The organism is Neisseria montereyensis, from assembly GCF_024834045.1.
Classification (GTDB): domain Bacteria; phylum Pseudomonadota; class Gammaproteobacteria; order Burkholderiales; family Neisseriaceae; genus Neisseria; species Neisseria montereyensis.
On record NZ_JANUXW010000003.1, the window covers coordinates 211,778 to 234,104 of the forward strand.

General features: G+C 45.5%; 25 protein-coding genes. 10 read left to right on the forward strand and 15 right to left on the reverse strand.

Annotated features, from left to right (window positions below):
- Window positions 1-2 precede the first annotated feature (2 nt).
- A complete protein-coding gene (gene narI, locus NXS09_RS05295) occupies window positions 3-686 on the forward strand; it encodes a respiratory nitrate reductase subunit gamma (protein ID WP_259291516.1) in 684 nt (227 codons plus the stop codon).
- A 64-nt stretch (window positions 687-750) separates the two neighbouring features.
- Here the strand turns inward: narI and NXS09_RS05300 are convergent, their stop codons facing one another.
- The 7 genes from NXS09_RS05300 to folB form a co-directional block, all read right to left on the reverse strand.
- On the reverse strand, window positions 751-1,389 hold the full coding sequence (locus tag NXS09_RS05300) for an alpha/beta hydrolase (protein ID WP_259291517.1): 639 nt from the start codon (window positions 1,387-1,389) through the stop codon (window positions 751-753).
- 60 nt (window positions 1,390-1,449) lie between these two features.
- The gene (locus tag NXS09_RS05305; RefSeq protein ID WP_259291518.1) at window positions 1,450-1,788 is read right to left on the reverse strand and encodes a (2Fe-2S) ferredoxin domain-containing protein; all 339 of its coding nucleotides are present in this window, start codon (window positions 1,786-1,788) and stop codon (window positions 1,450-1,452) included.
- A 52-nt stretch (window positions 1,789-1,840) separates the two neighbouring features.
- Complete coding sequence (locus tag NXS09_RS05310; protein ID WP_259291519.1) at window positions 1,841-2,629, reverse strand: polyamine aminopropyltransferase; 789 nt, start codon at window positions 2,627-2,629, stop codon at window positions 1,841-1,843.
- Between the two features lie 155 nt (window positions 2,630-2,784).
- On the reverse strand, window positions 2,785-3,282 hold the full coding sequence (locus NXS09_RS05315) for an acyl-CoA thioesterase (RefSeq protein ID WP_259291520.1): 498 nt from the start codon (window positions 3,280-3,282) through the stop codon (window positions 2,785-2,787).
- Window positions 3,283-3,641: 359 nt separating this feature from the next.
- Window positions 3,642-4,148 carry a hypothetical protein gene (locus NXS09_RS05320; RefSeq protein WP_259291521.1) on the reverse strand — a complete coding sequence of 169 codons (507 nt, stop codon included), beginning with the start codon at window positions 4,146-4,148 and terminating at the stop codon, window positions 3,642-3,644.
- A 281-nt stretch (window positions 4,149-4,429) separates the two neighbouring features.
- Window positions 4,430-5,050, reverse strand: a complete 621-nt coding sequence (locus tag NXS09_RS05325) for a flavin prenyltransferase UbiX (RefSeq protein ID WP_151051312.1) — start codon at window positions 5,048-5,050, stop codon at window positions 4,430-4,432.
- A 144-nt stretch (window positions 5,051-5,194) separates the two neighbouring features.
- The gene (folB, locus tag NXS09_RS05330; protein ID WP_259291522.1) at window positions 5,195-5,551 is read right to left on the reverse strand and encodes a dihydroneopterin aldolase; all 357 of its coding nucleotides are present in this window, start codon (window positions 5,549-5,551) and stop codon (window positions 5,195-5,197) included.
- A gap of 64 nt (window positions 5,552-5,615) precedes the next feature.
- On the opposite strand from folB, the gene plsY reads away from it, so the two are divergent.
- Both plsY and NXS09_RS05340 read left to right on the forward strand, forming a co-directional pair.
- Window positions 5,616-6,245 carry a glycerol-3-phosphate 1-O-acyltransferase PlsY gene (plsY, locus tag NXS09_RS05335; RefSeq protein ID WP_259291523.1) on the forward strand — a complete coding sequence of 210 codons (630 nt, stop codon included), beginning with the start codon at window positions 5,616-5,618 and terminating at the stop codon, window positions 6,243-6,245.
- A gap of 56 nt (window positions 6,246-6,301) precedes the next feature.
- Window positions 6,302-6,826 carry an energy transducer TonB gene (locus NXS09_RS05340; protein WP_259291524.1) on the forward strand — a complete coding sequence of 175 codons (525 nt, stop codon included), beginning with the start codon at window positions 6,302-6,304 and terminating at the stop codon, window positions 6,824-6,826.
- A 107-nt stretch (window positions 6,827-6,933) separates the two neighbouring features.
- Here the strand turns inward: NXS09_RS05340 and NXS09_RS05345 are convergent, their stop codons facing one another.
- From NXS09_RS05345 to NXS09_RS05355, 3 genes are all read right to left on the reverse strand, one after another.
- Window positions 6,934-8,163, reverse strand: coding sequence for a metallophosphoesterase (locus tag NXS09_RS05345; RefSeq protein ID WP_259291525.1), 1,230 nt, complete (start codon window positions 8,161-8,163; stop codon window positions 6,934-6,936).
- A 227-nt stretch (window positions 8,164-8,390) separates the two neighbouring features.
- Window positions 8,391-9,128 (reverse strand): bifunctional demethylmenaquinone methyltransferase/2-methoxy-6-polyprenyl-1,4-benzoquinol methylase UbiE, encoded by a 738-nt coding sequence (gene ubiE, locus NXS09_RS05350; RefSeq protein ID WP_259291526.1) that lies wholly within the window; start codon window positions 9,126-9,128, stop codon window positions 8,391-8,393.
- A 29-nt stretch (window positions 9,129-9,157) separates the two neighbouring features.
- Window positions 9,158-9,526, reverse strand: a complete 369-nt coding sequence (locus NXS09_RS05355) for a gamma-butyrobetaine hydroxylase family protein (RefSeq protein WP_259291527.1) — start codon at window positions 9,524-9,526, stop codon at window positions 9,158-9,160.
- Between the two features lie 136 nt (window positions 9,527-9,662).
- Here NXS09_RS05355 and NXS09_RS05360 point away from each other — a divergent pair, with 136 nt between their 5' ends.
- Both NXS09_RS05360 and trxB read left to right on the forward strand, forming a co-directional pair.
- Window positions 9,663-10,232 carry a hypothetical protein gene (locus NXS09_RS05360; RefSeq protein ID WP_259291528.1) on the forward strand — a complete coding sequence of 190 codons (570 nt, stop codon included), beginning with the start codon at window positions 9,663-9,665 and terminating at the stop codon, window positions 10,230-10,232.
- 207 nt (window positions 10,233-10,439) lie between these two features.
- Entirely contained in the window at window positions 10,440-11,390 is a 951-nt protein-coding gene (gene trxB / locus NXS09_RS05365) for a thioredoxin-disulfide reductase (RefSeq protein WP_259291529.1), read from the forward strand.
- Between the two features lie 77 nt (window positions 11,391-11,467).
- Here the strand turns inward: trxB and NXS09_RS05370 are convergent, their stop codons facing one another.
- The 3 genes from NXS09_RS05370 to ybaK all read right to left on the reverse strand — a co-directional run bounded on the left by NXS09_RS05370 (window position 11,468) and on the right by ybaK (window position 13,130).
- Window positions 11,468-11,833, reverse strand: a complete 366-nt coding sequence (locus NXS09_RS05370) for a DUF4870 family protein (RefSeq protein WP_259291530.1) — start codon at window positions 11,831-11,833, stop codon at window positions 11,468-11,470.
- 197 nt (window positions 11,834-12,030) lie between these two features.
- Window positions 12,031-12,303 carry a DUF3079 domain-containing protein gene (locus NXS09_RS05375; RefSeq protein ID WP_259291531.1) on the reverse strand — a complete coding sequence of 91 codons (273 nt, stop codon included), beginning with the start codon at window positions 12,301-12,303 and terminating at the stop codon, window positions 12,031-12,033.
- 341 nt (window positions 12,304-12,644) lie between these two features.
- Entirely contained in the window at window positions 12,645-13,130 is a 486-nt protein-coding gene (gene ybaK, locus NXS09_RS05380) for a Cys-tRNA(Pro) deacylase (RefSeq protein ID WP_259291532.1), read from the reverse strand.
- Window positions 13,131-13,251: 121 nt separating this feature from the next.
- Here ybaK and NXS09_RS05385 point away from each other — a divergent pair, with 121 nt between their 5' ends.
- Together NXS09_RS05385 and recN are read left to right on the forward strand one after the other, a co-directional pair.
- Window positions 13,252-13,611, forward strand: a complete 360-nt coding sequence (locus NXS09_RS05385) for a RidA family protein (protein ID WP_259291533.1) — start codon at window positions 13,252-13,254, stop codon at window positions 13,609-13,611.
- Between the two features lie 216 nt (window positions 13,612-13,827).
- Entirely contained in the window at window positions 13,828-15,495 is a 1,668-nt protein-coding gene (gene recN / locus NXS09_RS05390) for a DNA repair protein RecN (RefSeq protein WP_259291534.1), read from the forward strand.
- A 30-nt stretch (window positions 15,496-15,525) separates the two neighbouring features.
- On the opposite strand, the gene recD is transcribed toward recN, so the two are convergent.
- On the reverse strand, window positions 15,526-17,280 hold the full coding sequence (gene recD / locus NXS09_RS05395; protein ID WP_259291535.1) for an exodeoxyribonuclease V subunit alpha: 1,755 nt from the start codon (window positions 17,278-17,280) through the stop codon (window positions 15,526-15,528).
- A gap of 222 nt (window positions 17,281-17,502) precedes the next feature.
- Here recD and NXS09_RS05400 point away from each other — a divergent pair, with 222 nt between their 5' ends.
- Both NXS09_RS05400 and NXS09_RS05405 read left to right on the forward strand, forming a co-directional pair.
- Window positions 17,503-18,702 (forward strand): amino acid aminotransferase, encoded by a 1,200-nt coding sequence (locus tag NXS09_RS05400; protein ID WP_259291536.1) that lies wholly within the window; start codon window positions 17,503-17,505, stop codon window positions 18,700-18,702.
- Between the two features lie 154 nt (window positions 18,703-18,856).
- Window positions 18,857-19,393 (forward strand): RDD family protein, encoded by a 537-nt coding sequence (locus NXS09_RS05405; RefSeq protein ID WP_259291537.1) that lies wholly within the window; start codon window positions 18,857-18,859, stop codon window positions 19,391-19,393.
- A 95-nt stretch (window positions 19,394-19,488) separates the two neighbouring features.
- On the opposite strand, the gene NXS09_RS05410 is transcribed toward NXS09_RS05405, so the two are convergent.
- A complete protein-coding gene (locus NXS09_RS05410) occupies window positions 19,489-20,388 on the reverse strand; it encodes a DUF3089 domain-containing protein (protein WP_259291538.1) in 900 nt (299 codons plus the stop codon).
- Window positions 20,389-20,800: 412 nt separating this feature from the next.
- Between NXS09_RS05410 and NXS09_RS05415 the strand changes: the two genes are divergently transcribed.
- Entirely contained in the window at window positions 20,801-22,279 is a 1,479-nt protein-coding gene (locus tag NXS09_RS05415; RefSeq protein ID WP_259291539.1) for an efflux transporter outer membrane subunit, read from the forward strand.
- Window positions 22,280-22,327: the final 48 nt, after the last annotated feature.

The following is a 22,327-nucleotide window of genomic DNA, read 5'->3' on the forward strand; positions in this document are numbered from 1 at the left end:
CCATGAACACGTTTAACCAATTTTTCTTCGGTATCTATCCTTATATTTGCTTGGCTGTTTTCTTCTTAGGCAGTTTGGTTCGTTTTGATCGCGAGCAGTATTCGTGGAAGAGCGATTCCAGCCAGATTTTATACGACGGGCGGCTTCGCTTAGGTAATATTTTGTTTCACGTCGGGATTTTGGCTATTTTCTTTGGCCATCTATTCGGCTTGCTTACCCCGTTGTGGTTTTGGGATGCTATCGGCGTGTCTCATGGTGCCAAACAGATTTTTGCGATGGTGATGGGCGGTGTTTTCGGCATTATTGCCATGATCGGTTTGATTATTTTATTACAACGCCGTCTGAAAAGTGAACGCCTTGCCGCCAACAGTACTTGGCGCGATAAATTGGTATTAATCTGGTTGATTATAACGCTAAGCTTGGGTTTGCTGACTATTTTAGTCAGCATGGGGCATACCGATGGTGAAGAAATGGTGAAATTAATGAGATGGGCGCAACATATCGTGACTTTTCGTGGCTCGGCGCCTGCTTATATGGAAGATGTGAATATCTTGTTTAAACTGCATATTTTTATGGGTATGACTTTTTTCCTGATTTTCCCGTTCACCCGTATGGTGCATGTATGGAGCGGGTTTGCCAGTGTTGCCTATTTAGGCAGGGCATGGCAGTTGGTACGGCGGCGTTAATATATATACATATTAAAACAGAGGCCGTCTGAATATTCAGATGGCCTCTGTTTTGTATTGATTTTTAAGTATTGAGTACGGATGGTACAAAACGTAAAACCGTATCACGCAGTGCAATCAGTTTACCGTGGAAAAAATGCGAAGCTTCGGGAATCACGATAACCGGTAGCTCTTGAGGCTCTGCCCATTTGAAAGCATTTTCCAGCGGTACGACTTCGTCAATCTGGCCGTGAATCAGCAGGGTTTTGTTTGCATCGGGGGCATTGGGTTCGGTGATACGGTCATAATATTTAACAGCAGGCGCCATTAACAGCAGCAAATCGGGGTTGCGCTGTTGGGCGGCGAAGAGAGAAACGTAACCGCCGAATGAAAAGCCGCTGATAATCAGTTGGGGGGCATTGGGATGTTGTGCCCGGGCATAATCGATAACGGCAATGCAGTCTTCGGTTTCGCCCCGCCCGTGTTCGTGCTCGCCGTCACTATTGCCGACACCGCGAAGATTGGGCAGATAGCAATGGAAACCAAGTGTATTCAAAGCCTTGGCAACAGTTTGTACTACCTTGTTGGTATTGGTGCCGCCATGTAGCGGATTGGGGTGATTGATAACGGCAACGCCGCGTTCTTCGCCTTGTGCCGGCAGATAAATGGTTTCTAATCCACCGACAGGGCCGGGAATGGTTATTTTATCAACGGGTTTCAACATAACATATTCTCTTGGTGTGAATGGTTGGAAAAGTATATCTAAAAGCGCTTTCAGACGGCCTTATTCGTTTTCTGTTTCCGGCGGATCGATAAGCAGCCGCTCGACGGCCTGACCTTGCACCAGATCTTGATCAAGAATGTCTTGTAAGTCTTCTTCATCAACATAAGTGTACCAACGACCCTCCGGATAAATCACCATCAGCGGGCCTGATTCGCAACGGCCGAGACAGCCGGTTTGGGTGATGCGTAGTTTGCCGGGGCCGATTAAACCCATTTTTTTGGCATTGCCCCGAATAAAATCAATGGCCGTTGTTGCTTCATCGTTGTCGTTACAACTTTGTTTGCAGGCATCGTGGCGGGCATTGGCACAAATAAATAAATGGCGGTCGAAGTAGCTCATATTTTTTGCCTTCTGTTTCGGTGTGCGGCGTTTCAGACGGCCTTAAGCCGGATTACAGATAAAAATGTTTGCCGTTATTTTGGTTATTGGCTTTTAAGGCCGATAGCATTTCTTTGAAATTAAGATCATATTGTATCGTTAATTTTTCGGCCCGTTTTTTAAGTTTGTCGATATTTTGTTCTTTGGGACTGCTTTGAAATGCGATAACGGCAACATTGCCATGACTTTCGGCGGGCAGTTCTAAAACACGGCCTTCAAAAACGTTTAGCAGACGTTCGACAAAGCGCTGGTAACGGCGGTCGCCGCTCCACCAGTTGGTCACGAAAATGCCGTTTTCGGAAAGTGCTTGTCGGCAGTCTTCAAAAAATGGTTCTGCCACCAGAGCATCAATAATCTGCTCGCCGTCGAATCCGTCGGTTAGAATCACATCGGTACTGCCGCGCATGGTTTTAATATATTCGGCACCATCGGCTTCGATAATTTCAAAATGCTCATCTTCAAAAGGCAGCTCGAAGAGATTGCGGGCAACATTAATCACTTGCGGATTGATATCAATCGCGGTTTGCCGTGTATTCGGCAGATAGGCATCAATCCATCTGGCGAAAGAACCGCCGCCAAGTCCGATTTGCGTAATGTGGCGGGGCTGATCGTTAAATAGCAACCAACCCATCATAGCCCGGCTGTATGACAATACCAGCTCGGCAGGGTGGTCAAGGTTCATCGAACTTTGTACGGTGGCGCTGCCTAAATGTAATGAGCGTATATTGCCTGTTTCGGAAATACCGACTTCGGGCAATTCGTTTCTTTGCGCCCGTAGGCGGCGGTAAGGATGATGGGCCATAAGTGATTGTGTGTAGGAAAAGGGTATTTTAATACAGTTTGTATTGATTTGAATGGATTTCAGACGGCCTTTGCAAGCGTAAGTCAAACCATAACTGAATATGTGTGAAACAGCGTTTAAAAAAGGGAAGCTGTTTCACACATATAAACGGCTGCTTATTTTGGGAAGGCATCACACTCAGTGGTTGTTTGCTCGGCCTGTAAACGCAGTATTTTACGTTTTTCGGCAGCTTCAAAACGACAGTGCTGTAATTCTGTTGTCAGTTCAAGCGGTGGTACGGGTACAGGTTTACCATCATGCATGGCAACCATGGTGAAATAGCAGCTGTTGGTGTGGCGGGTTGTGCGGTCGTGTATGTTTTGTGATTCGACACGGATACCGATTTCCATAGAAGTACGGCCTACATGGTTCACACTGGCTAAGAAAGTCACCAACTCGCCAACATGGATAGGTTCTTTAAAGGTGACTTTATCTACGGAAAGGGTAACGCAGTAATGACCGCTGTAACGGCTGGCACAAGCATAGGCTACTTGGTCGAGCAATTTGAGCAAATCGCCACCGTGCACATTGCCGGTAAAGTTGGCCATGTCGGGTGTCATTAAAACAGACATTTGTAATTCATGTTGTAGGGCGGTAGGGGTATGTATATCCATAATTAATCATTCTTTCGTTTTTTGGTAGAGTGGTTTGAGACGGTTTCGTATTATTTGAAAGACTCTTTGAATATATAGAAGCCGTCGATTTTCATAATATAGTGCCAAATGTATATTTTTCCATCTCAAGCAATGTTTTTAGGATTGTGTTGTATAAATTTTATTTTAAATATTTTTTATTGGGTCGAATTTTAAAGGGTAGGGTGGTAGCTTTAAATAAAATTTAATTAAATACAATTGCTTAAATGTTTCAGACGGCCTTTAGGCCGTCTGAAAGTTTATCCGCAACAAAGAGCAGGGCTAAATTTATACCTAGCATATGGCTCCCGCAATAGCAAAAATTAATGAATCACATATTTTTATTTTTGTGATGCGATTAGGGTTTGTAGCGCACGGCTATTGTTGATAATACTGCCGCTGTCTTGAATAGGCAGAACAGTTTCGGCAATTAGTAAATTAACAGGCCGTCCGGCATGCAGGCTCATGCGCATTTCTGCCGGTGTAAATGCCAATTGGCGTGAAGCGGCAAATGCACGGGCGCGGCGGTTGGCTGTTTGCAGCATGGGCAATAGGGTGATATCAAGATGGAAGCGGCGTACACCCAATACGATAATCCGTGCTGCAAACCAATCGGCTTCTTCGGTAAAAACTTCCGGGCTGCGGTCGCTGAAATCATGCCGCATCGCTGCGATTAGGGTGGCTACGGTGCGGATTTGCGGCAGCAGGGATTCACTGATTTGAATACCTTGTGTTTGTGGTACACCGGGGGCGCATAAATCGGGGCGGTGTATATTGCTGTCGGCAATAATATGGATGGTTTGCAAAGGCTCGGTTTTCGGTGGTGTAGGCAATGTTGCGGGTTTCATTTTAATTTGCTCCTGCGGTATGTGGGGGACAGGCGGCAAAGCAATAAAAAGGCCGCCTGATTTTCGGGCGGCTTCTTTTCGCGTTTGCTTGGGTTATCTGTATGGTTTCAGACAAGCGCAAAAGAGTACCGCACGTTTGTGTGGTACCAATAAAAATAAGCAAAGGGGCGAATGTTTAATGTTTTCATAAGTGGGCATTAGAAAGGAATATGGCTATATTGTCAACATTTTTTTCATTTTCGGGGAATAGGGTGGATTTCCCGTTTCGCCGGATAGATGGTTTATTCACCCCATTTGGGCATTAATGTATGAGGGATATGTAGTTGGTCAAGAATTCGGGCAACCACAAAATCAATCAAATCATCAATGGTTTGCGGATGATGGTAAAAACCGGCCGCCGGCGGCAGAATCACCGCGCCTAGACGAGAGAGTTTGAGCAGGTTTTCCAGATGAAGAGTGGAAAGCGGGGCTTCTCTCGGTACAATCACCAATGGGCGGCGTTCTTTTAAGCATACATCGGCGGCACGCTCGATAAGATGATCGGAAGTTCCGTGTGCCACGGCGGCAACAACACCCATACTGGCCGGACAGATAATCATGGCATCGGCAGGATTGGTGCCGGAAGCGGGCGGGGCAAACCATTCGTCTTTACCAAACACGCGCAGTTGGGTAGGGCGGACATTAAATTTTTCGCATAATAAAGTTTGGCAGGCCGCTGCGGAAGCGGGCAGGGTAAGGCTCATTTCTTGTTGTGCAACAACTTGCGCGGCTTGCGAATATAAAAGCCATACTGTTTTTCCACTTTGCAACAGGCACTCTAATAACCTTATACCGTAAGGCATACCGGATGCGCCGGTTAGCGCTAGCGTAACGGTTTGAATCGGATGGGGATATTTGCTCATATGGTTTGGCCTATGATTTCAATAAGAATAGGGAACTCGATACGATACGGTATTGTATAAGGCCGTCTGAAAATATGATTAGGGTTTCAGACGGCCTTTAATCAAATAATCAAATCGGTTTGCTTGAGTCATAAAGAATTTTATTTAACCATTATCAACACTGCGTTCGATTTCAATACCGACTTCACGAACATCGGGCAAAATGCCGGGTTTGACAATGCGGACTTTCACCCATTGCGCACTAAAATCTTGTAAAACAAGTTCGGCAATGTGTTCCGCCAGTGCTTCCAATAGCAGAAATTCCTGTACTTTCAAACTATTGCGTACCGTTTCGCATACGTCGGCATAATGAATGGTATGGTTGATATTATCGTCTGCCGCAGATTTTTCCGGTATGCCTATGGTTAAATCCAATATCAGGGTTTGTTTGCGTGTGCGCTCCCAGTCATATAAACCGATAAGCGTATCGGCTTTAATGCCGTGTAAAAAGATTTTATCCATTTTGTGTTACGCCGTTTTCACGTTAAAATCACGGTTTATTTTAAAACAAACCAAAGATTCTGTAATGTTTAATTTGTTGGTTATTATCGGCGGCTATTTAATCGGCTCGCTTTCTTTTGCTGTCATTGTTTCCAAGTTTTACGGAATGGCAGATCCGCGTACTTATGGTTCCGGCAACCCGGGGGCGACTAACGTATTAAGAAGCGGTAGGAAAAAAGCGGCTGCATTTACTTTATTGGGGGATGCGCTCAAAGGGCTGTTCGCCGTTTTATTGGCGCTTCACCTGCAAGATTTTTTTTCCTTAGATCATGTCACCATCGGCCTTGTGGGGGTTGCTGCATTGGTGGGCCATATGTGGCCGATTTTTTTCCGCTTTAAAGGCGGCAAAGGCGTTGCAACGGCTTTAGGCGTTTTATTGGCTTTATCATGGCCGACGGCACTGGTTTGCGCCGTTGTTTGGTTGGTGATGGCTTTTGGTTTCAGAGTGTCGTCTTTGGCGGCATTGGTGGCTACGGTTATCAGCCCGGTAGCCGCATATTTCTTCATGCCTTATTTGTCTTGGGTATGGAGTACGGTGGCGATTGCCTTATTGGTACTGTATCGGCATAAAGAAAATATTCATAAATTGATTAAAGGTGAAGAAGGCAAAATCGGGGAGAAAGCCGGAACGGTAGATAAAACTGAGTCGGAATAGAATAAAAGTAGTTTATATAAAAAATATTGATACAAAATAAAAAGGGGATATACAAAATGGCATGGGGAGATGGAATTAAACCTGAAGATAAAATATATCAAAATCAAGGTAATGAAATAAACTTAGGCACATTAATGATGCTAGTGACCCTTTTCGTTATTGCAGTTTCGATAGCTTATCTTGCATTTAGTAAATATCGTGAACGAGTGGAAATGGAGGAAGCTGCTAAGTATGCACAAAAGGCACTTATTGAATGGAATAAACAAATGAGTGAATCAATGGCACGAGAAAATCGAAGAGTAGAAAAATTTAAAAATAGATTTATACCGCCAAAGCCATTATCAGAAATCAAGGTTCCTTATCCTGAGCTATCTAAAATCAACGATGAACATGGAACCGTATTAGTAGAAGTAACTATAAGCAGATATGGTAGGCCTGAACGCGTAAAACTAGCAAAAACCAGCGGCTACGAACGACTGGATACGGCGGCACTAAAAACCATAGAAAATACAATGTTTGAACCTGCCAAAAAAGGATATGATCAAGTACCGTTTACGTATGTGATAGATATTCATTTTTAATAGAAATTATTGCTTGAAAGGGATAAATAATAATTCGCATTCGGAATAGTAAAAAATATGCCGGATACTAGATATTTGGTACAGAATTTTTATTAAGTTGATATATTTTAAGCGGTAGGCGTTTTCCGTAATTCAATAACGGTAATTTCCGGCCATACGCCTAATCTACCCGGAAAGGCAAGGTAACCGAAGCCTCGGTTTACATTTAATCTTTTGCCTTGTTCTTCGTACATTCCTGCCCAATATTTATATTGCCATGTTCCGGGACTCCATTTGATAAAGCCTTCGATTTCAATACCTAGCTGCATACCATGAGTATGGCCGCTAAGCGTTAAATGAATGTTTTTGTTTTGTGGTAAAACAACATATTCCCAGTGGGTCGGATCGTGACTCATTAATATTTTGAAGTCATTATCATCAACACCTTCAAGAGCTTTTTCTAAATCACCATGTTTGGAATAGTGGCCATAGCCCCAGTTTTCTACCCCCACTAAAGCAATTCTTTGCCCATCTTTTTCGAGATAGCGGTGCTCGTTTAGCAATAAATCCCAACCCATTTCTTTTTGCAATCGCTTAAAATCCTCAAAATTTTGGGCTTTTTCTTGAGGGCTGGTCCAGTTTGAATAATCGCCATAATCGTGATTGCCTAATGTTGAAAATACGCCGTCTCTAGCTCTGAGTTGGCCAAAAATATCTTTCCAAGGCAAAATTTCTGATGCGATATTATTAACAAGGTCTCCTGTAAACAAAATCACATCACTTTTTTGTTGGTTAATTAAATCAATACCATATTGAATTTTTTCTCTATTATCAAAGCTGCCGCAATGAACATCTGATATTTGTGTGAGCGTATAGCCTTCAAAAGCTTCAGGCAGATCATCATAATAAAGGGTGTATTTCCAGACTTTGTAGTTATATCTGCCTTTTGTAATGGCATAAATCATTGAAGCAAAAGGCACCATGGCTAAACCTAATGCCATCCAGCCAATGAATTTTCGTCTTGAGGGTAAAGAAGTTTTTGCATTGGGATTTGGTTTTTTACGGAATAAACGAATACAAATCCGTTGAATATCTTCTAAAAACAGCACTAAAGTAGCCGTGATAAGCATGAATAGCCAAATCACTAAAGCGGCAACGGAATATACTAGAATAGGATTCCAAATAGATTTAGCTCGGAATGTCCATTGCAAAATAAGATTAAGCGGAATAATAATCGCAACTACCCAAAACAAGTAATACCATATTTTAGAAGCTTGCAGTGTTTTAAATACTTGGCTGACATAAAAAGATAGAATAAAACAAGCTGGAATAAATACTGTAAAAAAGTAGATCATCATTTTAGCGGCCACATATCACAACTAGTGAAGTGAATGATTATACTATGTAGATATGGCACATCTGAACATGTAAAGATGGTAAAACAATATAAATAATAATTCGCATAATGTATATTATGTTAAATTTTATATTAGTAAAAAGAATCGGGCTGCTTTCAATCTTACTTATTAATTAAGCAACCCGATTCTTTGTACTCTTCCGTTTTCATTTATCCAATCAAAACGGTTTAATATTTTACGCCTTTATGCAAAGCCACGACACCGGCAGTCATATTATAGTAGTCCACACTGTCAAAGCCGGCATCCAACATCATTTGCTTGAGCGTTTCCTGATCAGGATGCATACGGATAGATTCGGCCAAATATTGGTAGCTGTCGGCATCTTTGGCAATCATTTTGCCCATCAATGGCAGTAGTTTGAACGAATATAAATCGTATGCCGGAGCCAACGGTTTGAATACTTTGGAAAACTCAAGCACCAATAAAGTGCCGCCCGGTTTCAATACGCGGTACATTTCTTTCAATGCCGCTTCTTTGTGCGTCATATTGCGCAGGCCGAATGCAACGGATACCAAGTTAAAATAATTGCTTGGAAACGGCAGTTTTTCGGCGTCGGCCAGTGATACCGGCAAAATTACGCCTTCGTTAAGCAAACGGTCACGACCGACCGACAACATAGACGAGTTGATATCGGTAAGCCATACCTCGCCTTTATCCCCTACCCGTTTCGCCCAACCGCGCGACAAATCACCGGTACCGCCGGCAATATCCAATACCTTATCGCCTTTTTTTAGGTGTGCGGTATTAATCGTAAAATGCTTCCATGCCCGATGCAGGCCGCCGGACATGACATCGTTCATAATGTCGTAATTTTTGGCTACGGAATGGAACACTTCGGCAACTTTTTTTGCTTTTTCACTTTCATCAATGGTTTTATAGCCAAAATGGGTTTTATTGTTGCTCATGGTCAGGCTTTCTTAATAAAAAACTCAAATTAAATCTTTGCAGAAGGATAGCGGGATGCGCCCGCCGCTTCGATTTTCTGTATATAGTCAGCCCACATTGTATCGTATTCATGTGCTAATTTATACAGATAATCCCAATCGTATAAGCCGCTGTCGTGGCCGTCTGAAAAAGTGATTTTTAAAGCATACTGCCCTACCGGTTCGATATTGTTTATCACCACATCGGCTTTACCTGTTTGCAGCATTTCCTGTCCGGGTGCGTGGCCGCGCACTTCGGCGCTGGGCGAATAAACCCGTAAATATTCGGCAGGCAGTTTTTTGACTTGGCCGTCGTATATTAAGGCAAGGGTTGAGCGGTTGTCTTGCAGGCGGATTTCCTGAGGGGGATTATGCTTCATTTTAACGGTATTCGGGTTGGCATTGATAATGGGCTTATTCTACCAGTAATTTTTCAGACGGCCTTGAATAAATCATGCACCGCCTTATATTAAGTGGCTGTTTACTTGATTTTTTATTCATTCAAATGGAACACTAATGAAAAAAACCATTGCTTTAACACTGATTTCCGTCCCTTTTATATTGGCGGCCTGTAAAGACAATACACAAGCCCAACTCGAACAGCAGCAAAAGCAGATTGAAGCACTGCAACAAGAGCTTGCCCGCCAAAATGCGCAGCAAGACAATACGGTTTACGAGTTAACCGCCAGCGGTGTTGAGGAAACCATTCCGGAGCAATATTGGGCAGACGGCAACCAAGGCGAGCCGGTCACCGGAAGTGACGGCCAGCAATATATTTATGATTCATCAAGCGGTAGCTGGTTATTGCAGAGCCTTATCGGGTCGGCGGCCGGTGCTTTTATCGGCAATGCCCTTGCCAATAAATTCCAAAGAGCCCGTGCCGATACGCCGGCCGTACGCCGTGCTCAGGCCAATTATTATCAGTCTGCCAAACCGCCACGCCGTACCAGCAATAATTTAAACACCCAAACCGTGCCTAAGAAAAACAGAGCCGCTCCTGCTTATCGGCCAACCCAACGGGCGCAACCGAATCACCGCCGCCCTGCCCGCCGCCCTGCCCGCCGCGGTTTCCGCCGTCGCCGCTAAACAATGAATATGCCGTCTGAAACCTTAATCGACGGCATATTATTGGTTTTCAGACGGCCCTACATTTCATCTATATAAATTTTATCAATCGTAATATTACAACACAGCACGATGTAGAGCAGGTATAGTTTCGATATCTTAAATTAACAGGCCGTCTGAAACCTGTTCCAATATTTACCCTATTAAAAATAAATAAAGGAAATCATTATGAGCGAACATAGAAAACTGATTATTCTCGGCTCAGGCCCTGCCGGTTATACGGCTGCCGTTTACGCCGCCCGCGCCAACCTTAAACCGACCATTATCACCGGTATCGCCCAAGGCGGCCAATTGATGACGACAACGGAAGTCGATAACTGGCCTGCCGATGCAGACGGTGTACAAGGCCCCGAATTAATGGCACGTTTTCAAGCCCATGCAGAACGTTTCGGCACGGAAATGATTTTTGATCAGATTCACACGGCCGATCTACAAAAACGCCCGTTTACCTTAAAAGGCGATATGGGCGAATACACTTGCGATGCCCTGATTATTGCCACCGGCGCTTCCGCCAAATATTTAGGTTTGCCGAGCGAAGAAAAGTTTGCCGGAAAAGGCGTTTCTGCTTGCGCCACTTGCGATGGTTTCTTTTATAAAAAACAAAATGTTGCTGTAGTAGGCGGCGGTAATACCGCTGTCGAAGAAGCCTTATATCTGGCGCATATTGCCGATACGGTAACCTTGATTCACCGCCGTGATACCTTCCGCGCCGAAAAAATTATGATTGATAAATTAATGCAACGTGTAGAAGAAGGCAAAATCATCTTGAAGCTGAATGCGAATTTAGATGAAATTTTAGGCAACGACATGGGTGTGGTGGGTGCACGTTTGAAAAACAACGATGGCACAACGGAAGAAATTACCGTTAACGGTGTCTTTATTTCCATCGGCCACAAACCGAATACCGATATTTTCAAAGGCCAGTTGGATATGGATGAAACCGGTTATCTGATTACCAAAGGCGGTATTACCGATAATGTCGGTGCCACCAATATAGAGGGCGTATGGGCTGCCGGCGATGTAAAAGACCATACCTACCGCCAAGCGATTACCAGTGCCGCTTCAGGTTGCCAAGCCGCGCTAGATGCCGAGCGTTGGCTGGATGCACAAAATTTATAAAATAAATTAGCTAATCAGGTTATTAAAACATCAAAGGCCGTCTGAAAAGTTTCAGACAGCCTTTTTTAATAACAGATTTATAACCAACCGTCAGGTGATACCGGTTTGTTGTCATACAGTTTAATAAAGCCGGCCACTACACGATAAATAAACCAGATGCCGACTATAAATAAAATAATGCTGCCAATAAAAATAACCAATGTGATGTAACCGATAATAAAACCAAGCAAGCTCCACCAAAAGGTTTTAATCAAATATTGCATATGATCATAATAGAGCGTGCCCTGCATCTCATCACGCTTGATATAAGCCATAATAACACCGGCTATCACAGCAGCACCGATCGATAACAAGGAAGCGGCATATAAAGCATAGACAATAATTGCCTGCGTACGCAGTTTGCCTGTAGCCGGTCGGTTATTATCAATAATTTCATTGCTCATAAATATTCCTTTGCTCGACTATAGCCAATACTTCGGTAAAGTGCTGCTTACTCACGCTGATGGCAAGTACCCGAGCCACATGGTTTTCAGCCGGCCGGACAGGCCTTCGAAGTTAAGATGGCAATGTGGATTAATTGCATGATATATATAAAGAACCTAAATGTGGCGGAAAAGATTTTACCATAAGGATGTCTTTTTCAGACAGGCTTTTTAAGAGGCAGCTTGATATGCGGTTTGGTATGTTGGGTTTCTTTAAATGCCGGTTTTAGGCCGAGCTCGATTTGCTGCTGTTCGCTTAATAAATCACTCCAGTCCCCCTTTTTATACCAGTCAGGGCCGTCTAACTCAATCGGGTGTTGGATTCTTTCGCTACCGTTACCGCATTGTAAATCGGTAGCTTTGCAATATTTGTCGCAACCCCAGCAGATGCGCTCGGGATTTTTGGGGTGGATAGGAAATTTTTTGGCCATAATGTTTGTCCTATATATTCATATTCGGTCATGGCCTATGCCTGTTTGAAAAATACACAAAGCGGGAACGTTTGCCCGCTTTGTGTATTTTTGTTTTATTTATAAGGTATAGGTCGGGCGTTCACTATGCATGATACTGCCTAATTTTTTTCTATGCGTACTGTGATGTTGATTTCATCGAAATCACAAGCCAAGCCGATGCTTTGGGGCGGTTGGCCGATGTGCGGGCCAGATTCTTATGAACAATTTGGGTACATAAGAATCTTTTTTCAATGCTTTTGTCTTTTATTAAGGTTTATGATTAACGAGATTAAAATATTAACTTTTATCCGGTTAAATATTTAAATATCCGTTGCCACTTCAACATCTTGCGGCTTCAATACTTTCAAATCTTGCGGATGGATAGACACCAGAAAACCGCGCTTACCGCCGTTAATATAAATTATATCCAAATCCCAAATTGTTTTCTCAACATATACCGGCAAGGCCGTTTTGGTGCCGAAAGGGCTGGTGCCGCCAACTAAAAAACCTGTCCATTTATCGGCCTGTTTCGGTTCTGCCGGTTCGATATGTTTCATACTCAACGCTCTTGCCAAGTTGCGGGTCGAAATATGTTTATCGCCGTGCATCAACACAATCATGCCCTGCTTTTTCTCATTTTGCAGCACAATGGTTTTAATCACCTGATGTTCCGGCACGCCCAAGCAAGAAGCGGAATGTGCCGTGCCGCCGTGTTCGACATAGGGATAAAGATGGGGTTGGAATGGGATTTTGTGTTGGCGTAAAAAACGGATAGCCGCCGTGATAGGATAATCGGATTTACTCATAAGGCCGTCTGAACATTTCTATCAAAATAAAATTATCAAAACCGATTGGCATCATGATTCGGTTTTTTCGCCGATATGCTAACATAAACACCCTATCCCAAAAACAATAAAGGAAATCACAATGAGCATCAAATATTTAGGACAAATGCCGCGTTTATCGGAAGCGGTTATAGCCAATGGTTTCGTATTCCTTTCCGGTATGGTGCCCGAGCGCACCGATGTCGGTATCGCCGAGCAAACCCGCGATGTATTGGCACAAATCGATCGTTGGCTGGCCGAGTGTGGTTCCGATAAAAAACACATTTTGGAAGCCACGATTTTTCTAAGCAATATGGCATACTACGCAGCTATGAACGAAGTGTGGGATAAATGGGTCGCCCCCGGACATTCGCCCGCCCGCGCCTGCGTCGAAGCCAAACTGGCAGATCCGGATATTGCGGTAGAAATTAAAATTTCCGCCCTACAAATTCAAGCATCGTAATATTAAGTATCAGGCCGTCTGAAAATGTTTCAGACGGCCTGATATCCAAAAACTGGCTCTAATAGTTAAGATTTTTTATTTATATAAATCAAATTACTAAATTAAAAATATTAAAATAGTTTAATTAATCTGATTTAAACTACGAAAAATCTTAGTTATAATTAACTTTATCGGAAAGCCGTTTCAGACGGCCGCTTATTTTTTAAGGATAACCGCATGTTGTTGGCGCTTTCATTACGCGATTTTGTGATTGTAGAAAAGCTGAATCTGAATTTTCAAAACGGCTTTACCGTGCTAACCGGCGAAACCGGCGCGGGCAAGTCGATTACGCTGGACGCCATCGGCCTGCTACTTGGCGATAAAGCCGATTACAGCCAAATCAGAAGCGGTGCATCCGAAGCCGGCCTTTCCGCTTTATTCGACATCAGCGCCCTACCCGAATTGCAGCAGGAATTATACGAGCAAGGCTTATCTGAAGAAGATGCTTCCGAGCTTAGTATCCGCCGTATTATCGATATCAAAGGCAAAAGCCGCAGTTTTATCAACAACCATGCCGCCACCCTTGCCCAATTAAAAAGCATCGGCAGCCGCCTGATTGATATTCACGGGCAGAATGCCCACCAATCCCTCAACCAAGAAGCCGAACAGCGCCGTCTGCTCGATGCCTTTGCCGGCAGCCTGCCGCAAGCCGAGCAAGTCAAGCAATACTATCAGGCTTGGCATCATGCCCGCCAAGCGTTGGCCGACGCACAAAATCAGGCGGAAAACACCGCCATCGAACGCGAACGGCTGGAATGGCAGTTCAACGAATTAAGCCGCATCAATCCGCAGCAAGGCGAATGGGAAACCCTAAACCAAAGCCACAGCACGCTTTCCCATGCCGCCGACCTGCTTCAGGCGGCCGAGCAAACAGGCGAATATATCGACGGCGACAACGGCATGCAACGGCAGCTTTACCAATGCCAGAAACTATTGGAAAGCCTACAAAATATCGAACCGCGCTTTGCCGAAAGCCTGAATATGTTGGCCAGCATAGAAGCCGAGCTCAGTGAAATCAGCGCCAATATGCGCGATGTGGCCGGTCGGGTTGAAATCAATCCCAACGAGTTGGCCGAGCAGGAACGGCGGATGGGCGAACTCATGGCCACCGCGCGGAAATACCGCATCGAACCGCAAGATTTGCCTATCAAACTGATTGAGTTGGATACCGCTTTACAAGCCTTGGAAGCCGCCACCGATTTGGAAGCTTTGGCGGAAGAAGTGGCGCGCACCGAACAAGAATACAGACAAGCCGCCGAAGTGTTGTCGGACATGCGCCGCGAAGCGGCCGGCCGGCTGGAACGGGAAACCACCGAACACATGCAGCATTTATCGATGAAAGGCGCGGCATTTCATGTGGCATTGATGCCGTCCGAACCGGCGGCCAGCGGCTTGGAACATATCCAATATCAAATTGCCGTCAATGCCGGCAGTCCGCTGCGGCCTTTAAACAAAGTGGCTTCAGGCGGCGAATTGGCGCGTATCAGCCTTTCCTTGCAAGTGGTTACCAGCCAATACACCCAAGTTCCCACCTTAATTTTTGACGAAGTCGATACCGGTATCGGCGGCGGCGTGGCCGAAACCGTTGGCCGTGCCTTACGCGCTTTGGGCAAAGAACATCAGGTATTGGCCATCACCCATCTGCCCCAAGTTGCCGCTTGCGGTGAAAACCACTGGCAGGTATATAAATACAGCCAAAACGATCAAACTTTTAGCGAAATCAATGTATTGGATGAAGCAGGCAGAGTGGGTGAAATTGCCCGCATGCTCGGCGGCGAAACCATTACCGAAACCACCCGCGAGCACGCCGCCGAGCTATTGGCAATGGCCGAACGTTCGGCCTAGATTAGCGGATTAAACAACGGAAATAGCGTGCTATGGCCTGGTTTGCCGCATCACCTGCCCTATCATTTCCCGCAATGCGCTGCGGCGCTTTTCATCTAAAGTACAGGCCGTCTGAAAAGCCGTTTTGCTGCCCCAAAAAACAAATTGTTCACGCGCGCGGGTTATCGCGGTATAGAGCAAGGCTTTGTTTAAGCCGTGGGTTGGTTCGTTTTCTTCTTCGGTCGGCGGCAACAGCCATACTTCTCGGTATTCCGAACCTTGGCTTTTGTGTACGGTAATCGCAAAAGCGGTTTCATGTTCGGGCAGGCGGCTGAGTGCGATTTTCCGATAGCCTTCCGGCGATGGGAAATAGGCCGCCAGTGCCGCTTCGTCCGCTTTATCCGTATCCGGCATAATCAGACCGATATCGCCGTTAAACACATCCAAGGTATAGTCATTGCGCGACACCATAATCACCTGTCCGGCAAACCACGGCACATCGGCGCGGGCGCGTCCGTGTTTTTGTAGGCAATAGCGGTAGGCTTCGTTAAAGGCTTCCGCATCATATCGGCGCGCAGCCAACACCATAATATCGGTTTGGTGCCCGAATGCCGCCGCAATATCGCCCGTATCTACCGCCTGCCAATAGTCTGCCTGCTTGCTATAAAACCTTTCCGCCTGCTGCTTTAAGCTGCCTGCCTTCAAATGCAGCTCGTTCGGGAAAGAATCAAATTGTGCCCAAGCTTCGCCCGAGTCACCCTTAATAACCGCACGCGCCAAAGCGCCGATACCGCTGTCGTCGCCAAAACGATGGCTGACTTGCAAACGGGCGATATTTTGAGCCAACGGCGGCGGTTGGTCGGCGGTAGCCAATCCGTGTTGCGGTAATAAAGCAGCCAGTTTTGCCGCCGTATCGTTATCTAAAACCGTTGTTTGCGCCAATTCAGCCAAAACCGCCCCGGCGCCGACCGAAGGCAGTTGATTTTCATCGCCTAATAAAACCAAACGGCAGCCTGTGGGAATGGCGCGCAATAATTGTAATAACAACGAAATATCCAACATAGAGGCTTCGTCGACAACCAAAATATCCAACGGCAACGGGTATTCGGCATGAAACGAGGGCATCATTTCCGGCGGACGCAATTTGAGCAAACGGTGAACGGTCTGCCCGTCGAGCTGCAATAAATGGTTGCGGATGGGTTCGGGTAAGGCAAAGGTAGCGACGGCACGGTGAAGCGCACGCGCCATATGGGCGGCGGCTTTTCCTGTAGGCGCGGCCAAAGCAATACGCGGCAAGGCTTTGCGGCCGCTGCATAATAAGCCGAGCAATTTGGCTACGGTTGTGGTTTTGCCCGTGCCCGGCCCGCCGCTGATCAGCATAAACGGCTCTAATAATGCCAATGCCGCCGCATCGCGCTGCCCTTCGCTGCCCTTGCCGGCAAACCAAGTGTTCAAATATTCGGCTGCGGTTTGTTCGTTTATTCCGCTCACGGGTGCATTGGCCAAGCGTACGATTTCGGTAGCGACATCATGCTCCAACTGCCAAATGCGGCCGAGAAAAAGTTTTCTACCCATTAGGATAAGCGGCGTATTGCCTTTATCGCTGACAATGGTTTCCAGTTTGCGCAGGGTGTCGGCTTCGTCGTCATCCAGCCATAAAAAAGCGTGCCCTTCCTGCAAGGCGGCAAACAGGCGGTACACATAATCTTTAACCGCTGCCGTCTCTTGCGGCGCATGGCGTTGTAATACCTCAACCGCGGCTTCGGCGGCGGCCTGATTTAAATCTGCAACGGGAGCTGGCTGCATGGTTCCGATTCCTGACTTTGAAAATAATCATATGGATAAATGATGGATAAGTGCCGATTATAAGGCTTTATTTGTCGGTATAACATCAATCGGGCCGTCTGAATGAATAAAAAGGATAATATTTTCAGACGGCCTTAGATTGTTTTGTTTAAGCCTTTATGCCAAAATCCCCAAAATACTTTTACACAACCCCCTTACCTCTATATACAACAGGAAACCAATATGTTTCAGCATGTGGCATACTATCCCGGCGACCCGATTTTGGGTTTGGTCGATACGTTTAATCAAGACCGGCGACCTCATAAAGTAAATCTCAGTATCGGCATTTATTTTGATGAAAACGGCAAACTGCCGGTATTAGATTCAGTGCGTAGTGTCGAAATAAAACGGGCCGAATCCGCCCAACCGCGCGCCTATCTGCCGATGGAAGGCTTGGAAAGCTACCGCAAAGCCGTTCAAGCATTGTTATTCGGTGCGCATCACCCTGCCCTTCAAGAAAAACGTGTGGTCACCATGCAAACCATCGGCGGTTCGGGCGCATTAAAAATCGGTGCCGATTTTTTATACAATTGGTTTCCGAAATCTGAAATTTATGTCAGCGATCCGACTTGGGATAATCATAAAGGCATTTTCGAGGGCGCGGGCTTTAAAAAAGTCGGCACTTATCCGTATTACGACCCGGCTACTAACGGTGTGAAATTTGAAGAAATGTTGGCATTCTTTATGCACCTGCCGGAAAATAGTGTTTTGCTGCTCCACCCCTGCTGCCACAATCCCACCGGTGCGGATTTAACCCATGCCCAATGGGATGCGCTGCTGGAAATCGTACAAACCCGCAAACTGATTCCGTTTATGGATATCGCCTATCAGGGCTTCGGGGAAGATTTTGAAAGCGATGCCTATGCTATCCGCAAAGCGGTAGAAATGGGTTTGACTTTATTTGTGAGCAATTCTTTTTCTAAAAATATGTCGCTCTATGGCGAACGTATCGGCGGTTTGTCGGTGGTATGCCCGAATGCGGAAGAAGCCGAATTGGTGTTCGGCCAATTGAAACTGAATGTGCGCCGCATTTATTCGAGTCCGCCGGTACATGGTGCGTTTGTAGCTACCGAAATATTGAATACGCCCGAATTGTTCGCACAATGGCAACAGGAAGTTTATGTGATGCGCGACCGTATCCGCGCCATGCGTCAAAAACTTTATGAAGTCTTAACGGCAAAAGTGCCGGGTAAAAATTTTGAATATTTGATTAATCAAAGAGGTATGTTCTGCTATACGGGGCTGACGCAAGAGCAAGTGCAACGTTTGCAACAAGAGTTTGCCGTTTATTTGTTGGCATCGGGCAGAATGTGCGTTGCCGGTTTGAACGAATCGAATATTGCTTATGTAGCCGATGCCTTTGCAAAAGTGATGGAATCATAAGCACTCACCATTATCATCAATACGGGCGGGATTTATTTATCCGCCCGTTTTTACTTTAATGATGTGTAATAACCGTCGCTTTTTCAGGGCTGCCCAAGAATAAGGCTTTCTGTTAAGATATTTTCAACCTTTCCCGAATTTTAAATCATTATTTATGGCCTCTTTCCATACCGTTTCCCTTAAACGCCGTTTTGCCGCCCTTTTATATGAATCGCTATTAATTGGTGCCGTTAGCATGCTTGCCGGTTTGTTGGCAGGTATCGTTACCATCCTATTAAACCCTGTTTCTTTAATGCTTTCCAGCTTTGCCGCCACCGTGATTTTTATTGCGGCATGGTGGTTTTATTGCAAAGCCAACTGGCACAAACAGGGGCAGACCTTGCCGATGCGGGTATGGAAAATCGGTTTGGTGAATACTGCCGGCCACCGCCCTGCCCTTAACCAATTGCGCCTGCGTTTTATTTGGAGCTGTATTTTTATCGTGTTTGTGCCTATGCTGGCTTATGCCGCTTTACGGCATTTAAGCGGCATTCCGCCCAAGCCGGCATTCGGCGCCGCATTGATTTGGTGGATTTTGCCGTGGGGATTTGCGTTATTGAATCCTGACCGTCAGTTTTTATACGACTATCTGGCCGGAACGCGTTTGATTGATTTAAGGGTGGATAAACCATCAAATACCGATAGCCAGTAATATAAACATTAAAAGGCCGTCTGAAAGATTGATTTCAATATCTTTCAGACGGCCTTTTACATACCAATTCAAACAATGCTTGGGCTAAATAGTTATCACAGACCCCGTTGTGTTTTTTCCTGCCATGCTTTTAAGCGCTCGGCCACATTTTGTACGATATTGCCGTAGAAGAAATTATAATCATATATGTGATAGACTTCTTCACCCATTGGCATAAGCAATTCATCAATGATTTCCGGCGTAGGAATCACTAACGCACCATTATCATCAATTTGGGCAGAGGTAAAATGCGGAATTTTCCTGCCATTTATATAAGCGTAAGTGTTTTTACTATTGGGTTGATTTTGTTTGCTATTAGTCCAATCAAGCGGATTAACCGCCAACGCACCTTCTTTAATCACTATCGATTGTCCGCCTTTGCCAATGGTGTTCCAAGTAATCAAGGCAGGCGTTTGCGTTGGTGTAATCCCAAGCGGCACGCCGATTTTCTCAATATCTTGTTCGGTAACGGTATAACCAATCGCATAAATACCGACTAAATTCTCTTTCGGAATACTGTTTGGCTGTTCAACAAGCATATCCTTAATGTTATTCGAGCCTTGACTATGGCTTGCAATAAAATAAGGTTTGTTTTGATTAATGTTATCTCGATAATACTGCCATGCATTTTCAACATCTTTACGGCCAAAATCCAGATACTGCTTACCTTCCTCGGCAGGTAATGTTAAAACATTGATTGAGGCCTGACGGTATTTAGGGGCATAAATATTACAGCTTTCGGCGAATGTGCCTACTAATTCCTGTACCAATTGCGCCGTAAATGCGTTTAACGCCACATTATCCAAACGGGCGTTCATACCGTCGCTTTCGTCAAGATAAGTGGTCGGATGTACAAAAAATACATCGCACGGCTTATTGCCGTTATTTTCAAAAGCAACCCAATTGTCTTTTTGGGAATAATCGATTTGTTGAACGGTTTTTTCTGTGTGGGTCATTGTTTGTAAGCCTATATTGGAGCAGCCGGTTGTTAATGTTACTACTGCGATGCTACTAATTTTTTATTAGTACACATCTTTATTAAAAAGTTGCATTTCGTACCATTATAGTCCGAAATAGGATTTCGTAAGGCATTTAATGATGTTATGAATAGTGGGATTCCGCCGAAAACAACGTTCGGGGTTACATTGGTTTGGCATTGGGATGTGCACTATTAGATCCGAATAATCGGTTTTTATACGACTATCCGGCCGGAACGTGTTTGATTGATTTAAGGTCAGATAATCCGTAATCTTAAAAAAATTAAAAAGCAGCCGTATTAACAATATCAATAAAAGAAAATATTCAAATATGTATCGAAATATCTTTCAGACGGCCTTTTATAACGGTATGCACTTATAAGGAAGAATTATGAACATCCGTTTTCCATCTTTTCCGGTTGCATTGCTTGTTTCATTTATCACCGCAGCCTGTCAAAGCCATACCATTGCGCTTGACAGCAAGGTCGACGTCCCCACCGCTTTTAATCAGACCCAAGCCGCGCAAGGCAGTGCTGATATCCGCCATTGGTGGCAATCTTGGCACGACCCTGTTTTAAACAACTTAATCGAACAGGGTTTGCAAAAAAACTTCGATATTCAAACCGCCCGCAGCCGCTTGAACGAAGCCCGCGCCAATGCCCGCCTTGCCGGTGCCGATAAGGGGCCTGCTGCGGTTTTAAGTGCGGATGCGGCGCATTCGGAAGGCCGGATTCGTAATCCTTTAAACGATACGGTACGCAACAACTTGCGCGCATTTCCACAAGCAGCCCCGTTCACTGCCGACCATTTTAACCTTGACGGCAATAGCTTAAGCGGCGGTTGGTCCGTTTCATGGGAGCCGGATATTTTCGGCCGCAAAAGCAGCGATGCCGATGCCGCCCGCGCGGCGGCGATGGGGGCGCAGGAACAGGTTTACGGCGCGCAATTATTGGTTGCCGGCGATATTGCCGACAATTATTTTAAAGCCCGTGCCGCCGAACAACAAATGCGAACGGCCAAACACAGTATCGATACTTTGGCCCATTTGGTGCGTTATGTGAAAGGCCGTTTTCAGGCCGGGCACCTGACGGCTTATGAAGTCGGCGAAGCCGAAAGCCGTTTAAGCGCATTACAGGCTAAATACAGTACCTTGCAGGCACAACGGGACGCTTATATCCGCAATATTGCCGTATTAACCGGGCAGACACCGCAAACCTTCCGCCTGCCCGATAGCGCCGTCGATATTTTGGCAACGGCGCCTGCCGCACCATCCGGCCAAACCCCGCAAGGGCTGCTGGAGCGCCGCCCCGATATTCGTGCACGCGCAGCACAAGTGAAAGCTTATGCCGCGAAGTTAGCCAGCGCCCAAGCCGATCTGCTGCCCCGTTTTTCGATTGATTTTTTAGGACAGAGCTCCATCAGCGTTGATAGCGATAGCGGGCTCAGGGGCTGGGGCAGTCTGCTGAAAGCCGGCATCAGCGTTCCTATTTTTACCAACGGCCGTATCCGCGCCAATATTGCCGCCGCAGATGCACGGCTTCAGACGGCCTTATTGGAATACGACCAAAACATCCTCAAAGCTTTAGGGGAAGTCGACAGCAGTTATCAAACCTATTACGCCTTAAACAGGCAAAGCGCCCTACTTGCGACCGCACACCAACAAGCCGCCAAACAAGCTGCCGATGCCGAAAAACTGTTTAAATACGGCAATCAAACGCTCGATAAAACCTTAACGGCACGTTTGGAAGAACAACAACGGCAGGAAGACTTAATACAATCGCAACTTGCGCGCGCCCAAATATTGGTTTCACTTTATAAAGCATTGGGCGGCGGTTGGACGGCCGAGCAAACGAATACGGAAAAACCATAAAAAAATGATAACTTTCCGATTGAAAAGTTATCATTGGCTTCAATATTG

Coding starts and splice junctions, on each gene's coding strand:
- narI (WP_259291516.1), top strand. CDS start 3: ATGAACACGTTTAACCAATTTTTCTTCGGTATCTATCCTTATATTTGC.
- NXS09_RS05300 (WP_259291517.1), bottom strand. CDS start 1,389: ATGTTGAAACCCGTTGATAAAATAACCATTCCCGGCCCTGTCGGTGGA.
- NXS09_RS05305 (WP_259291518.1), bottom strand. CDS start 1,788: ATGAGCTACTTCGACCGCCATTTATTTATTTGTGCCAATGCCCGCCAC.
- NXS09_RS05310 (WP_259291519.1), bottom strand. CDS start 2,629: ATGGCCCATCATCCTTACCGCCGCCTACGGGCGCAAAGAAACGAATTG.
- NXS09_RS05315 (WP_259291520.1), bottom strand. CDS start 3,282: ATGGATATACATACCCCTACCGCCCTACAACATGAATTACAAATGTCT.
- NXS09_RS05320 (WP_259291521.1), bottom strand. CDS start 4,148: ATGAAACCCGCAACATTGCCTACACCACCGAAAACCGAGCCTTTGCAA.
- NXS09_RS05325 (WP_151051312.1), bottom strand. CDS start 5,050: ATGAGCAAATATCCCCATCCGATTCAAACCGTTACGCTAGCGCTAACC.
- folB (WP_259291522.1), bottom strand. CDS start 5,551: ATGGATAAAATCTTTTTACACGGCATTAAAGCCGATACGCTTATCGGT.
- plsY (WP_259291523.1), top strand. CDS start 5,616: ATGTTTAATTTGTTGGTTATTATCGGCGGCTATTTAATCGGCTCGCTT.
- NXS09_RS05340 (WP_259291524.1), top strand. CDS start 6,302: ATGGCATGGGGAGATGGAATTAAACCTGAAGATAAAATATATCAAAAT.
- NXS09_RS05345 (WP_259291525.1), bottom strand. CDS start 8,163: ATGATGATCTACTTTTTTACAGTATTTATTCCAGCTTGTTTTATTCTA.
- ubiE (WP_259291526.1), bottom strand. CDS start 9,128: ATGAGCAACAATAAAACCCATTTTGGCTATAAAACCATTGATGAAAGT.
- NXS09_RS05355 (WP_259291527.1), bottom strand. CDS start 9,526: ATGAAGCATAATCCCCCTCAGGAAATCCGCCTGCAAGACAACCGCTCA.
- NXS09_RS05360 (WP_259291528.1), top strand. CDS start 9,663: ATGAAAAAAACCATTGCTTTAACACTGATTTCCGTCCCTTTTATATTG.
- trxB (WP_259291529.1), top strand. CDS start 10,440: ATGAGCGAACATAGAAAACTGATTATTCTCGGCTCAGGCCCTGCCGGT.
- NXS09_RS05370 (WP_259291530.1), bottom strand. CDS start 11,833: ATGAGCAATGAAATTATTGATAATAACCGACCGGCTACAGGCAAACTG.
- NXS09_RS05375 (WP_259291531.1), bottom strand. CDS start 12,303: ATGGCCAAAAAATTTCCTATCCACCCCAAAAATCCCGAGCGCATCTGC.
- ybaK (WP_259291532.1), bottom strand. CDS start 13,130: ATGAGTAAATCCGATTATCCTATCACGGCGGCTATCCGTTTTTTACGC.
- NXS09_RS05385 (WP_259291533.1), top strand. CDS start 13,252: ATGAGCATCAAATATTTAGGACAAATGCCGCGTTTATCGGAAGCGGTT.
- recN (WP_259291534.1), top strand. CDS start 13,828: ATGTTGTTGGCGCTTTCATTACGCGATTTTGTGATTGTAGAAAAGCTG.
- recD (WP_259291535.1), bottom strand. CDS start 17,280: ATGCAGCCAGCTCCCGTTGCAGATTTAAATCAGGCCGCCGCCGAAGCC.
- NXS09_RS05400 (WP_259291536.1), top strand. CDS start 17,503: ATGTTTCAGCATGTGGCATACTATCCCGGCGACCCGATTTTGGGTTTG.
- NXS09_RS05405 (WP_259291537.1), top strand. CDS start 18,857: ATGGCCTCTTTCCATACCGTTTCCCTTAAACGCCGTTTTGCCGCCCTT.
- NXS09_RS05410 (WP_259291538.1), bottom strand. CDS start 20,388: ATGACCCACACAGAAAAAACCGTTCAACAAATCGATTATTCCCAAAAA.
- NXS09_RS05415 (WP_259291539.1), top strand. CDS start 20,801: ATGAACATCCGTTTTCCATCTTTTCCGGTTGCATTGCTTGTTTCATTT.